Below are 13,150 nucleotides of genomic sequence, written 5' to 3' on the forward strand. Positions count from 1 at the left end.
GGCATTCAGGAGGCGGCACGAACGTCGGATTGCCCTTTCCATCCAAGCTCCGGTGCGATCCGCGTCACGAAATCGTGGAGAATCTGGCGGTACTCCTCGTGCTCGAACTCGTAAGGGAGCTCCAGCCTCAGCTCGCTGACCTCGGGCAGGATCGGATCGGCGAAAAGCCGCCCCAGGATCTCATCCGACGTGCCGACGATATCGCGGGCGAACAAGGTGCGCCGCTCGCCCTGCGGCGAAAGCGTCCGCTCATGGCGGCCATCGGCATAGTCGCGATAGCGGCGGCGCGTTGGGGCATCGGCGCTGTCGAAGGGCACGATGACGCGGCCGAGCGCGACCCGGCGCTGCGTTTTGGCGGCGCGAAAGGTTTCGATCAGCCTGGATTGCGCGGTGAAGAAATCATCCGTCCCCTCCCCCGTTATCACATTCCCGGTCAACAGGTTGAAGCCGTTGCGGCCGGCCCATTCAGCCGAGCGCTGCGATCCGCCGCCATACCAGATCCGGTCGATCAGGCCTTTGGCATAAGGCTGCAGGCGCGGTCGCTGCGGACCGAAAGGCGTCTTGATGAAGGTCTGTTCGTCTCCGAGATAGGTGCCGCGCAGATTATCGGCAAAGCGCAGCACGCGCTCATGCGAGAAGTCGTAGCCCGTCCAGTCGCCGTCGAAGACGAGCGGCGCGATCAGGTCGGCATGCAGCGGCCGGCCGGCGCTGACGCCGATATTCAGGCGCCCACGCGAGAGAACATCGACCGTGGCGAGGTCTTCGGCGAGCCGATAGGGGCTTTCATAGCCGATCGGAATGACCGCAGTTCCAAGCTCGATCCGGCTGGTACGCTGCGTCGCCGCCGCCAGGAAGGCGCTCGCGGAAGAGATCCCGGGCTCCAGGTGCCGCTGGCGGACCCAGGCGCTGTCGAAACCCAGATCTTCGCCATATTGCAGCTGCTGGAGTGTCTGCTCCAGTCCCGACAACGGATCGTCGTCGGGATAGTTGCCGGGGGTAAGGAAGCCGATATGGCTGATGGATATGTTGCCCACTCGTGCCATCCGACGATCAGTATTTCGGCAGGCCGGGCGGGTTGGTCTCGGATGCCGGCAAGGCTTCCTCTGAAAGATGCCAGTGGTCGAGGATCTTTGCGTAGGTGCCGTCCTTAATCAGGCCATTGGTGGCGATGGTCAGCGCATCGGCCAGCCCGCTTCCCTTGCGGGTGGTGATCGCGACATCAGAGCGATCCGGCCAGCCGGCGCTCAGCGTGCCGACGCGCTTGATGTTCTTGTCGCGCGCGGCGATGAAGACGAGCTGCGCATGCGGCTGGACGATGACATCGGCCCGGCCGGAACGCAGCGCGAGAAGGCTCGCTGCCTCGTCGTCGTAATATTGTAGTTCGATCGGCTTCAGGCCGGCCGCGACATCTTCCTCGCTCCACTTCACCAGGATACGCTCCTGGTTGGTGCCGGCGCCGACAATGATCCTGAGGCCTGCAGCGTCCCTGGGCTCCTTGATCGAGGCCATGGGACTGTCGGATTTCACGAAGATACCGTGCAGGCCCTGGCGGTAGGTGGAGAAATCGAACTTCTCCTTGCGCTGCTCGGTGACGCCGACATTGGAGATGACGGCATCGTACTTGCCCGAGGTCAGGCCGAGCGGCCAGTCGATCCAGGCGACGGGCACAATCTCCAGGGTCAGGCCGAGGCTGTCGGCAATGGCGTAGGCATAGTCGGGATCGGCCCCGACTACGGTCTTGGCGTCGGTTGCATAGGTGGCAAGCGGCGGGCCGCCGGGGCTGACGGCGATAGTGAACTTGCCTGGCGTAACGAACTTGAATTCTCTAGGGATCGCGGCGACGGCCGCATCGTTCTTGACGGCATGAAGCCGACCCGGCTGCTGCGGGCTGAGGTCGAATTCATCGGCGGCCTGGGCTGCCCCAAGGCCGGTCAAAACAGCTATCAATGCTGCGAGGAAGAAGGTGCGGATATCGGGAAAGGTCACGTTCGACATATCTCCGTTTGCATGAAAGTCGGGGACGGACCGGCCCACCCGCCGGTCCGCCAAGTGAACGTTACGAACCGCTCTTCGGCAGGCCGGGCGGATTGGTCTGGGCCTTGTCGATCGCCTCAGGCCCGAGGTTCCAGGTATCGAGGATCTTCCTGTAGGCGCCGCTGGCGATCAGGTCGTTGACGACATCGGTCACCGGCGCCGCCAGGCCGCTGCCCTTGCGTGTGGTGACGGCAATCTCGGCCGTGATCGGCCAGCCGCCGCTGACGGTGCCGACGAGCTTGGTCTTGCCGTTTATCCCCGCCGAATAGGCCTGCGTCGCGTTCACGCTGAAGACGGCGTCGGCCCTGCCGGACTGGACGGAAAGATCCTTGACCGCGCCGTCGTCGTAATATTGCACCTCGATCGGCTTGAGGCCGGCCGCGACGTTCTGTCGGTCCCATTCCAACAGGATCTTCTCCTGGTTGGTGCCGGCATCCGTGATGACTTTCAGGCCGGCAATATCCTTCGGCTGTTTAATCGAGGTGATTGGATTGTCGACCTTGACGTAGAAGCCGAGCTCATCCTTGCGGTAGGTCGAGAAATCGAACTTTTCCTTGCGCTCTTCCGTGACCGTCACGTTCGAAATCACCGCATCGAACTTTCCGGATGTGAGCCCCAGCGGCCAATCCGCCCATGCGACAGAAACGAGATTGAGTTTCAGGCCCAGGCTGTCGGCGATCGCCTGCGCGAGATCGACGTCATAACCGATGACGGTCTTGGAATCGGAGGCGTAATCATGCAGCGGCAGATTGCCGCTCGAGCTGATGCCGACGGTGAAGACGCCGTTTTCAACGAACTTGAAGTCCTTGACCTCGGCGATGCGCTTCTCGTTCTTTTCCACCCGTAGCCGGTTCGGCTGCTCGGGGCTGAGATCGAACTTCTGCTGTGCCTGAGCCGATCCGAAACCGAGTGCGGCAATGGTGACCGCTCCTGCTATGACTAGCTTTGTTCTATCTGCAAATGTCATGTCCCGTCTCCATTTCATCTTTAGGTTGTTGTTATTGTCAGTCGACCGGAGCAGCCCGTCGCGGCCCGGCATTTCGCCAGCGCTGTCAGGCGCTAGAGAACCTTGGCGAGGAACTCCCGTGTGCGGGGATGTTCCGCTTGCGTGAAGATGCGGGCCGGCGGGCCAGCCTCCAGAATGCGGCCGCTTTCCATGAAGACGACGGTGTCGGCGACCTCACGGGCAAAGCCGATTTCATGGGTGACGATGACGAGCGTCGTGCCGGTGCGGGCAAGCTCTTTGATGACATCGAGCACTTCGCCGACCAGCTCCGGATCGAGCGCCGAAGTCGGCTCGTCGAAGAGCAGCACTTTCGGGCGGAGCGCCAGCGCGCGGGCGATCGCCACACGCTGCTGCTGGCCGCCGGAGAGCTGGCGCGGATAGGCGTTGATCTTGTCGCTGAGGCCGATGCGAGCCAACAGCTCCTGCGCCAGTTGCACCGCTTCCTCGCGGCGGATGCCGCGCACCTGGATCGGTGCCTCGATGAGGTTTTCGAGCACGGTCAGATGCGGGAAGAGATTGAAGCTCTGGAAGACCATGCCGATATCGGCGCGGCGCTTGAGAATATCCTTCTCCTTGAGCTCGTAGAGCGTATCTCCCTTCCTGCTGTAGCCGACGAAATCACCGTCGACGGAGATGAAGCCCTCCTCGAGACGCTCCAGATGATTGATGGCGCGCAGCAACGTCGATTTGCCGGAGCCGGATGGACCCAGGATGGCCGTGACGCTGCCTGCCGGCAGATTGAGTTCGACGTCGTCGAGCACCTTCAGCGAGCCGAAGCTTTTGGAGATACCGTGGATGCGCACCGCACCGCCCGCGGCTCGCAGCGTCGACGCATCCTGGAAACCGATCTTGCGCACGCTGTCGGTCGCCGTGTCGAACGCAGGCAGCGGACGACGGAAGCGTTCCAGGAATGCCTGGAAGGGCAGCGGCGTTGGGTTGCGAACGGCGCCCCTGGAGAAATAGCGCTCGATATAGTGCTGGGCGATCGACAGCACCGTCATAATGATCAGATACCAGACGGTCGCAACTATCAGCAGCGGAATGACTTCGAGATTGCGGCGGTAGATCACCTGGACCGTATAGAAGAGTTCCGGCAGCGCCAGCACGTAGACCATGGACGTGCTTTTCGCCAGGCCGATCAGTTCGTTGAAGCCGGTCGGCAGGATGGAGCGCATGGCCTGCGGCAGCACGATGCGGAAAGCCTGGCGACGCCGCGGCAGGCCGAGTGCGGCCGCCGCTTCCAGTTGCCCGTGATCGACTGACAGAATGCCGCCGCGCACGATCTCGGCGAAGAAGGCGGATTGGTTGAGCGTGAGGCCGAGGAAGGCCGCGGCGAAGGGCGTCAGCAACTGCACGGTAGGATAGTCGAGCAAGACCGTATCGGTGAAAGGAACGCCGATTCTGATCGTCTCGTAGAGATAGCCGAGATTGTTCAGTATCAAGAGCAGCACGATCATGGGGATCGAGCGCAACAGCCAGATATAACCCCAAGAGAGACCGGAAAGCAGCGGCGACTTGGAAACGCGGGCAAGCGCCAGAGCCGTGCCGAGAATGGAACCGGATATGGCGGCGAGCACCGTCAAGAGCAACGTCCGACCGAGGCCGACCAGCACCGGCTCGGCAAAGAACCATTCAGCAAAGACGTTCCAACCCCAGCGCGGGTTGGTGAAGGTGGAATAGAGCACGGCGACGATGACGAGGGCGGCGAAGATCGTGCCCGCCACCCGCTCGGGATGGCGCGCCGGCACGATGCGGTAGCGGGAATAATCCTGCCTTGGTTCTGCCGTCCTGCTGCCGGGCTCGATACCCGCGAAATCCGTCGTCAGTGCCATTGCCTTTTCCCTCTTATGATTGTCGGCCTTTGCCGTTTTCAGTGACTTGCGCCCGCCACGCGCAGGCGCGGCTCCGCCTCTTCGAGAAGAGGCTGCGCGAGATGGGTGATGTCCTTCTCGAAGGGCAGGCTCTTGTAGATCTCGGGATCGACCGACGTGTCGAAGAGAGCGGTGTAGCCATAGTTCACATAGAGGCCGACGGCCTCGGGCTGGCGAAAGCCGGTCGTCAGATAGATGCGGGCATAACCCTGGCGGGCGGCCTGGGCCTCCAGTTCCACCAGCACCTTGCGGGCAAGGCCCTGGCGGCGCAGATCGGAGCGCGTCCAGATGCGTTTGAACTCGGCCGTGCGCTCGGCATAGTGCTTGAACGCGCCGCCGCCGATGGTTTCGCCATCGCGGATCAACAGGAGAAAATTGCCGTAGGGCGGTGCGAAGGCTTCGGGGGGATAGCGGTTGAGTTCGGCGGCCGCACCTTCGGCATTGAAATAGGTGCCGTAGCGGCTGTCATATTCGTAGATCAATTCATCGATCAGCGGCTTGGCGCGCGGGTCGAGAGGGCTGGTATAGAGAAAGGTATCGCTCATATCGTTCATCACCCGTTGTCATCAGTGAGGAAGGTTTCGGCGAGCCGCACCCAGTAGCGGGCGGCAGGCGCGATGATCGCGTCGTTGAAATTATAATGCGCGCTGTGGAGTGGAGCGCTGTCGCCATTCCCCACGAAGAGATAGCTGCCTGGATTCGCCTGCAGCATGAAGGCGAAGTCCTCACTCGCCGTTCTCGGCCGGAAATCCTTCTCGATCGCGGCGAGACCGAGCGCGTCATATGCGACATCGCGGGCGAAGGCGGTTTCTTTGGCGTGATTGACGAGCGCTGGAAAGCCGAGACGGTAATTCACATCGGCCTCTGCGCCGAAGCTTTCGGCCTGGGCGCGAGCAAGGGCTGGAATGCGCTCCTGCAACAGCTGGCGGACCGTCTCGCTGAAGGCCCGCATGGTGAGCTTCATCTCGACGCTTTCCGGGATGACGTTGGAGGCGGAACCGGCATGAATCGAACCGACGGTGGCGACCGCCATGTCCTGCGGATCGACATTGCGCGAGACGACGCTCTGCAGGGCGGTGATGAAAGAGGCGGAGGCGAGCACGGGATCAACGGCGCGGTGCGGCTCGGCCCCATGGCCGCCCTTGCCGACGATCTTGATGACCGCCTGATCGACCGATGCCATGGCAGGACCGGTGACGAAGCCGAATTGACCCGCCGGCACACCCGGCCAGTTATGCAGCCCGAAGACCGCATCGACTGGGAAACGTTCGAACAGGCCTTCCGAGATCATCTTGCGGGCGCCGGCACCGATCTCTTCCGCAGGCTGGAAGATCAGCCGCAGCGTGCCGCTGAAATTGCCGCTCTCGGCGAGATAACGGGCGGCGGCGAGCAGGATCGATGTATGCCCGTCATGGCCGCAGGCATGCATGACCCCGGGATTGCTGCTGGCATAGGCAAGCTCCGTGGCCTCCTCGATCGGCAGGGCGTCCATGTCGGCGCGAATGCCGATCCGTTTCTCGCCCGCACCGCGCCTGAGGGTGGCGACGACGCCGGTTCCGGCGATGCCCGTCGCCACCTCGTAGCCCCAGGAGGAAAGCCGGGATGCCACGAGCTTGCTGGTCCTCAACTCCTGGAATGCAAGCTCCGGATATTGGTGCAGGTCGTGGCGAAGCGCGATGATCTCGTCGAGATAACCGGCGATGCCCTTCTCGACCGGATCGTTGCTGCGCGGGTTCTGAGCGATGAGGTCCATGACGGTTCGCCGGCGCTCAGGCGCCGACGGCCTTTCCGTGCTCGACCTGATCAGCACCGGCCGCATAGCGGCTTTCGCGGAAGGGTAGGCCCAGATGATCCCGCAGCGTCTCGCCCTTCAGAACCGGATCGAAGTAACCGCGTTCGGTGAGGATCGGCAGAACGTATCTGGCGAAATCGTCGAAGCCCTCGGCGATGACGGGAAAGCCGAGGATGAAGCCGTCGGCGGCCCCATGGTCGACCCAGCGGATGATTTCGTCGGCGACGTGCGCGGCGGTGCCGATGAAGGCGGTGCGCGGCGTTGCGGAATCGAGCGCGACCTGGCGGAGCGTCAGGCCCTTTTCGCGCGCCGTCCTTTTGATGCGGTCTGTGGTGGCGCGGAAATTGTTCCTGCCGATATCGCCGAGGTCCGGGAACGGCTCATCGAGCGGGTAAACGCTGAAATCGTGATGATCGAAGAAACGGCCGAGATAGAGCAACGCCTCCTCAATAGTGACGAGGTTGCGGATCGCCTGGTACTTGGCTTCCGCTTCGTCAGGCGTTGCCCCGACGATCGGTCCGATACCCGGGTAAATACCGACTTCCGCAGCACTTCGGCCCTGCGCAATCACGCTGTCCTTGAGCTGCCGGTAAAAGGCCTGCGCCTCTTCGAAAGGCCCGCCATTGGTGAAGACGGCATCAGCATGCTTGCCGGCGAGCCGGATACCGGAATCCGAGGCGCCGGCCTGGAAAACGACCGGTTGGCCTTGCTTCGAACGGCCGATGTTGAGCGGGCCCTCGATGCGGAAGAACCGGCCTTTGTGGTTGAGACGATGCATCTTCGTCTTGTCGACAAAGACGCCTGTCTCGCGGTTGCGGATAAAGGCGTTATCGTCCCAGGAATCCCAGAGACCCTTGATCGCATCGATATAGTCCTCGGCGATCTCGTAGCGCAGCTCGTGCTCCGGATGCTCGCGGCTGTAGTTGCGCCCCGATCCCTCGAGCGGCGAGGTCACCGCGTTCCACCCTGCCCTGCCGCCGCTGATGAGGTCGATCGAGGCGAACTGGCGGGCGATGGTGAAGGGATCGCTGTAGGAGGTCGAGACTGTACCGACGAGGCCGATCTTCGAGGTAGAGGCGGCGAGCGCCGACAGAATGGCGATCGGCTCGAATCGGTTGAGGAAATGCGGGATCGACTGCTCGTTGATATAAAGCCCATCGGCGACGAAGGCGAAAGCGATGCCGGCCTCCTCAGCCTTACGCGCGGTCTTGACGAAGAAATCGAAATTGACGCTGGCATCGGCCGGTCCGCTCGGATGTTTCCAGGCATTCATGTGGCCACCGGGACCCTGCAACATGATGCCGAACGTGACGTGTTTCTGAGCCATGGGATCAATCCTCCTTGGAAACGGTCAGGCGACGAGGGAAAGCCGCTCCTTGGCGAGCAGCTCGATGGAGGCAAGGCGCTCGGCGATCGAAAGCGCTGGCGTGTCGAGCACAAACTCCTTGACGCCGTAGCGGCCGTGAAGTTCGTCCAGCTCCTTGCGGATCTGCTCGGCCGTGCCGTGCAGCACGTTCGGCACCTTTTCCTCGATGCGGTAATCGGTGACGCCGGCCTGCCGGGCGAATTCGGCCGCCTGCTCCTCGCTGCCGACATTGACGGTCTGGCCGTTCGGCAGGAATACCTTGACAAGGCGCAGCCTGCCGACACGCTCGCGGGCATAGTCCTCGCTTTCCGCGGCAAAGGCGGCTAGCGCCAGGATCGGACGCTTTCCGCCGGAAGCGTGCTCATAGGCCTCGAAGCTCCTGCGCAGATTGTCCGGATCACCGTTCAGGTGACCGGCGAAGACAAGCTCCCAGCCTTTCTCGGCGGCGAGTTCGGCGCTTTCGACGCTGGCGCCGAGCAGGAAACGTTCGGGAGGCGTCGGCGGGAAAGGTGTCGCCTGCGCGCCATCGTATTTCGGATCGGCGGCGAGATATGTGTTGAGATCGGAAAGCTGACTTGCAAAATCCGGCTTTCTGGACGGATCGACGGCTAGTTGAAGGGCGCGCGTCGACAGCGGAAAGCCACCCGGCGCCTTGCCGACACCGAGATCGACCCGGCCGGGTGCCAGCGAAGCCAGAAGATTGAAGGTCTCGGCAACCTTGTAGGCGCTGTAATGCTGCAGCATCACGCCGCCGGAGCCGATGCGGATCCTCGAAGTCCTGGCGAGAAGGTAGGCTATCAACGCTTCCGGCGCGGAACTCGCCAGATTGGACATGTTATGATGCTCGGCGACCCAGAAACGGTGATAACCGAGTTCCTCGGCCCGGGCGGCGATCTTTACCGTCGCCCGTAGCGCATCCGCGGCGGTGAGCCCCTCTTCGATCGGGCTTTTGTCGAGAAGGCTGAGGAGATAGGACATGATACCACGATCCGATCACTGGTTGCAAAGTTTAGTCTATAAAATCAGTAGACAAACTTTATTATAAGAAATCCCATTCTCTTTGGGGCCGGCGGAGTGAAAAAAAGCATCCACTCCCCCGAGGGGATAATCGACCGCTGGGAATGCGCCGCCGCGGTGTCCAAAAGTGTCTTTAAATTGACCATTTAATGATCAACATTCTGGTCGAAAGGGAGTGAGCAGATGAAGCTGTCAGAACAGGTCAAGCCGATCAGCTATCTCAAGGCGCACTCGCCGAGATCATCAGGACACTGAAGGATAATCCTCAGCCTGTTGTCATTACGCTGCACGGAGAGGCGAAAGCCATCCTTCAAGACGTCGGCCAATATGAAGAAACGCAGGAAACGCTAGCGCTTCTGAAGGTGCTCGCGCTCACCAACCGTCAGGTTGACGAAGGCAAGCTGCGCCCAGCAACGGAGTCCTTCGCGCGCATCCGCAAACGTCTGGCCGACAGCCAACCCTGATGTCATATCGTGTTCTGTTCGCCGAGGACGCGGAACGCGATGTTGAGGATCTCTATCGCTTTATCGCTCACCGTGACGGTGCCGAAACTGCAGAGCGCATCCTGACGGAAATCGAGCGCGCCTCTACCGATCTCGAAGAATTCCCCGCCCGCGGAAATAAGGAGCTCGCGAGCATCGGCATCTCCGAATATAGGGAACTGCACCATAAACCCTGGCGCATGATTTATCGCATCATGGGCACCGATGTCGTCGTCTATTGCGTGATCGACGGACGCCGCGACGTGCAGGCTTTCCTGGAGCGAAGGCTGATCCGCTGAGGTTCGGCATATCGTTCTTCGCCAGGTCCGACATGTGGCTTGCCCGATCCCCTGCCCTCAAAAAACCGCTGGCCATTCCTCGGACCTGGCCATAAACGCCCACACGGAGACCTGACGCCTACCCCGCCTTTCGGCCGGCCGGCGCGTTTGCCCGCAGCAGCGCCATGAACATCGGGCCGATCGCGAATTCTCCCTTCTCGCTTCGCCGCGTCAGGTCGCGAAGATTGCCGCCGGCCGAATTGATGTGACCGCCGCGCTCCAGGATGCATGCATCACCGTTGCGGCGTTTTCCGCGCCCATCACATTTGCCGCCTCCTCATAGGCTGACGGGCTCACGCCCAGCATCGATCGAACCGTGATGGCTGCGGTAATCAGGTCGCGCCAAGCAACGGCGCCAGCGAAAAGGTGAAGGCTTCCTCCACCTCCCCTGCCCTGTCTCTGCGCACATAGCGCTTACCGTTGGGGCTATCCTTACGCAGCAGAAGACCTGCTTCGACCAGCGCTGCGAGATGCCGCCGGACGGTCTGCTCGGCCATGCCGTGCGTTCTCAAGGAAAGCTGGATATTCGTCAGGCCATTTTCCTGGGCCAGCTCGTTCTTCGGATAAAAACTCAGCAGTGCATTGAGCACGGCAAGCGCACAATCGGTGATGCCGAGCAACGGCTTTGCTTCGCACAACGCGCGAAACAATTTCCATTTATCGGCCGATTGATCCGGCTTGATTTCACCTGCCATGACCTGGCTTGCGAGCATGCCAAGTGTCATCGACCGCCGCCCGGTTCGGTGCCTTTTTCTTTTGCGCGTTATCTCCTATCCGAATTGTCAGCTGACAACCGGTCTAACTGCCTCATTTTCCTCTTCGAACTCGGCGGCGAGGCCTGCCAACCGCTGAGCCAGGAATTCCGAAAACGCCGCCGATTTGACGGTGATGCGAAAGGTTTTGCCGGAGCGGGACACCGAAGCAAGCGGCGCCCCCGCTTGGGTCCGCAGCGTCTGCTCGGCCCGCTGCGGTGCGCTCTTCTCTTCCAGCGCCTTCCAGACGGCGTCGAAACGACCGTTAGTCTCTAACGCCTCGAAACCGCCGGCACGAATTGCCGCCTGCGCCTTTTTCGACCCGCCCGTTTCCCTGAATTTTTCAGAAAACGCCAGCCAGCGCGGGCGCCCAACCTTGGGGGCCGGCCCCACGGCAAGAATGATCTCTGGATCGATCGTCTGCGCCACCTGCAGCAGCCTCGAGGTTTCCGGCTTATCGGTCGCCAGCGCCTTGGCAATCATGTCTCGGCTAAAGCCATGTTCATCCATGCGCCGCGCAAACAGCGCCCGTTCGATAAAGCTCAAGTCAACGCGGGGACCGTTTTCCTGACCCTGCGCGAGGATCAGTTCCTCATCCGTGAGCTTGCGCACGACGGCCTTGACCGCAACCCCGATCTCGGCGGCCGCGCGAAGTCGCCTGTGTCCATAAGCCGCCTGGTAATGCCCGGCCTTTACAGGATCCGGCCGCACCAGGATCGGGACCTGCTGTCCGCTTTCGCGAATTGACTGCTTCAACCGCTCGAATTCGGGATCTTGATCGACCGGAATGCGGTCGCGGATAAAGGACATTTCGACGGTGGCCGGATCGATCTCCAGCACCTTGTCGCCGGAGGCCAGCGATTCACGAAGCGCCTTGGCGGCGGCCGCTTCCTCGCCCAGCCGCCCTAGCGACAGGTTCATCGCCTTGACCGCACCCGAGGGCCGATGCGCCGGCTGCGCGCTTGGTGCTTCGGGCCGCGCCGGCTCTACGGAGCCGACCATACTCTTCAGGATATCGCGACCTTTTGGGCTCATGTCCGGCTCCATGCACTGCGAATGAGTTGCTCGACCTCGGCATTGACGCTGTCGACGGATTCGACACCGCGGTCATAGGTCTGGCGATGCATCGTCTCGCGCCCCGCCTCGTAGATCGTCTGCTTGGACAGGCCCGCATCCGAGACCGCAGTCGACTTGACCATCATCGAGGTCAAGACGCGCTCGCCGAACAGACTGCGCAGGAAGGCGACGATCTGTGCCTGCGGACCGTCATTGGCCTCGTAGCGGGTGATGAGATAGCGCATCCAGTCATAATCAAGATTGCCGCCCGCCTGCTTGACGACGGCCAGAAGGTCGGAGGTCATCGTCAGGAACTGGTTCATCGACGCCACGTCGAGCATCTGCGGATGAACGGTGATGAGAACGGAGGTGGCGGCACAGAGCGCAGACAGCGTGAGGAAGCCGAGGGTAGGCGGGCAATCGATGATGACGACGTCATAGCTCTGCTCCAGCGAATGCAGCGCATTGCCGACCCGCATGAAGAACATGTCCTTGTCGTCGCGGTTGGTGTCTGCCAGCGCCTTTGGAGTATCGTGTTCGAACTCGTGCAGTTCGAGATTGCCGGGGATGAGATCGAGCCCGGGGAAATAGGTCTGGCGGACGATGTCGGCAACGTCAAGGCGCGTCTCGTCATATTTGATGGCTCCGTAAAGCGTCTCGTTTTCGCCCACGTCGAATTCGGGCTGATATCCAAGCATCGCCGACATCGATGCCTGGGGATCGAGGTCGACGGCAAGCACACGGTAGCCGCGCAGCGCCAGGAACTGCGCCAGGTGGATGGATGTCGTCGTCTTGCCGGAGCCGCCCTTGAAATTGGTAACGGCGATCACCTGGAGATGATCGCCGGGCCGGCGCATCGGCAGATATGAGGGTTTGGTGCGCCCGAGATGCTGGCGCATCGCATGGATTTCCTCGAGCGAGAACACCCGGCGGCCCGTCGCCGTCTTTTCAGGATTGATGCTTTCCACCTGGGCGGCGAGATGACGAACATAGCTGTCTGTGACGCCGAGCAGCTTGGCAGCCTCAATGCTGCTAAACCGCCGCAGCGACTTGCGGGCGTCGGGCGAAAACAGCCGCTCGAACAGCACCTGCAACTGGCTGCTGAGAATCGTCGAGTCCTGCGCGATCGTCTCGTCGATCGAGACTCGACTCGCTCTCTTGGCTTTCTCAACAATCGCGGCCTTGATCGGCATTCACGCAAATCCTGATAAATCGGGTAATTTTGCGCAAATGATCGTGAGTCTCGCGATTCCGTCAAGCGATTTCTTGGTTAGCCAATCCATAACAAACCGGATTCGGCGAAGAAATCATGTGGAATTCAGGAATCTTAGCTCGTTGTCAGCTGACAACGGCGACCATACCTCACGTCATCGAAGCCAGCTAGCGGATAACGGCCCCATTTCGACAAGCTCGATGCCGCTGCCGACTCGGCCGGA

The 13,150-nt window shown here is 61.5% G+C and carries 11 protein-coding genes and 2 pseudogenes; 2 read left to right on the forward strand and 11 right to left on the reverse strand.

What is annotated here, in order from left to right:
• Positions 1–5: 5 nt before the first annotated feature.
• The 8 genes from EFD55_RS03760 to EFD55_RS03795 form a co-directional block, all read right to left on the reverse strand.
• Positions 6–1,043, reverse strand: a complete 1,038-nt coding sequence (locus EFD55_RS03760; RefSeq protein ID WP_125843129.1) for an LLM class flavin-dependent oxidoreductase — start codon at positions 1,041–1,043, stop codon at positions 6–8.
• 7 nt (positions 1,044–1,050) lie between these two features.
• Complete coding sequence (locus EFD55_RS03765; protein ID WP_125843131.1) at positions 1,051–1,995, reverse strand: ABC transporter substrate-binding protein; 945 nt, start codon at positions 1,993–1,995, stop codon at positions 1,051–1,053.
• 61 nt (positions 1,996–2,056) lie between these two features.
• On the reverse strand, positions 2,057–3,001 hold the full coding sequence (locus EFD55_RS03770; protein ID WP_125843133.1) for an ABC transporter substrate-binding protein: 945 nt from the start codon (positions 2,999–3,001) through the stop codon (positions 2,057–2,059).
• A gap of 92 nt (positions 3,002–3,093) precedes the next feature.
• A complete protein-coding gene (locus tag EFD55_RS34075; RefSeq protein WP_125843135.1) occupies positions 3,094–4,872 on the reverse strand; it encodes an amino acid ABC transporter permease/ATP-binding protein in 1,779 nt (592 codons plus the stop codon).
• A 38-nt stretch (positions 4,873–4,910) separates the two neighbouring features.
• Entirely contained in the window at positions 4,911–5,468 is a 558-nt protein-coding gene (locus EFD55_RS03780; protein WP_125843137.1) for a GNAT family N-acetyltransferase, read from the reverse strand.
• Positions 5,465–6,664, reverse strand: coding sequence for a M20 aminoacylase family protein (locus EFD55_RS03785; protein WP_125843139.1), 1,200 nt, complete (start codon positions 6,662–6,664; stop codon positions 5,465–5,467). The genes EFD55_RS03780 and EFD55_RS03785 overlap by 4 nt, the downstream gene beginning before the upstream one ends.
• A 16-nt stretch (positions 6,665–6,680) precedes the next feature.
• Positions 6,681–8,030 carry an LLM class flavin-dependent oxidoreductase gene (locus tag EFD55_RS03790; RefSeq protein WP_125843141.1) on the reverse strand — a complete coding sequence of 450 codons (1,350 nt, stop codon included), beginning with the start codon at positions 8,028–8,030 and terminating at the stop codon, positions 6,681–6,683.
• 24 nt (positions 8,031–8,054) lie between these two features.
• Positions 8,055–9,047, reverse strand: a complete 993-nt coding sequence (locus EFD55_RS03795) for an LLM class flavin-dependent oxidoreductase (RefSeq protein WP_125843143.1) — start codon at positions 9,045–9,047, stop codon at positions 8,055–8,057.
• A gap of 222 nt (positions 9,048–9,269) precedes the next feature.
• On the opposite strand from EFD55_RS03795, the pseudogene EFD55_RS03800 reads away from it, so the two are divergent.
• Both EFD55_RS03800 and EFD55_RS03805 read left to right on the forward strand, forming a co-directional pair.
• Positions 9,270–9,550 (forward strand): annotated as a pseudogene (locus EFD55_RS03800) (type II toxin-antitoxin system Phd/YefM family antitoxin).
• Positions 9,550–9,867, forward strand: coding sequence for a type II toxin-antitoxin system RelE/ParE family toxin (locus tag EFD55_RS03805; protein WP_125843145.1), 318 nt, complete (start codon positions 9,550–9,552; stop codon positions 9,865–9,867). The pseudogene EFD55_RS03800 and the gene EFD55_RS03805 overlap by 1 nt, the downstream one beginning before the upstream one ends.
• 118 nt (positions 9,868–9,985) lie before the next feature.
• Here EFD55_RS03805 and repC read toward each other — a convergent pair.
• The 3 genes and pseudogenes from repC to repA all read right to left on the reverse strand — a co-directional run bounded on the left by repC (position 9,986) and on the right by repA (position 12,907).
• Positions 9,986–10,631 (reverse strand): annotated as a pseudogene (repC, locus tag EFD55_RS03810) (plasmid replication protein RepC).
• A gap of 57 nt (positions 10,632–10,688) precedes the next feature.
• Positions 10,689–11,693 carry a plasmid partitioning protein RepB gene (gene repB / locus EFD55_RS03815; protein ID WP_125843416.1) on the reverse strand — a complete coding sequence of 335 codons (1,005 nt, stop codon included), beginning with the start codon at positions 11,691–11,693 and terminating at the stop codon, positions 10,689–10,691.
• Positions 11,690–12,907 carry a plasmid partitioning protein RepA gene (repA, locus tag EFD55_RS03820; RefSeq protein WP_125843147.1) on the reverse strand — a complete coding sequence of 406 codons (1,218 nt, stop codon included), beginning with the start codon at positions 12,905–12,907 and terminating at the stop codon, positions 11,690–11,692. The genes repB and repA overlap by 4 nt, the downstream gene beginning before the upstream one ends.
• Positions 12,908–13,150 lie beyond the last annotated feature (243 nt).

The sequence above is a fragment of the Rhizobium pisi genome (assembly GCF_003938655.1).
Taxonomy (GTDB): domain Bacteria; phylum Pseudomonadota; class Alphaproteobacteria; order Rhizobiales; family Rhizobiaceae; genus Rhizobium; species Rhizobium pisi.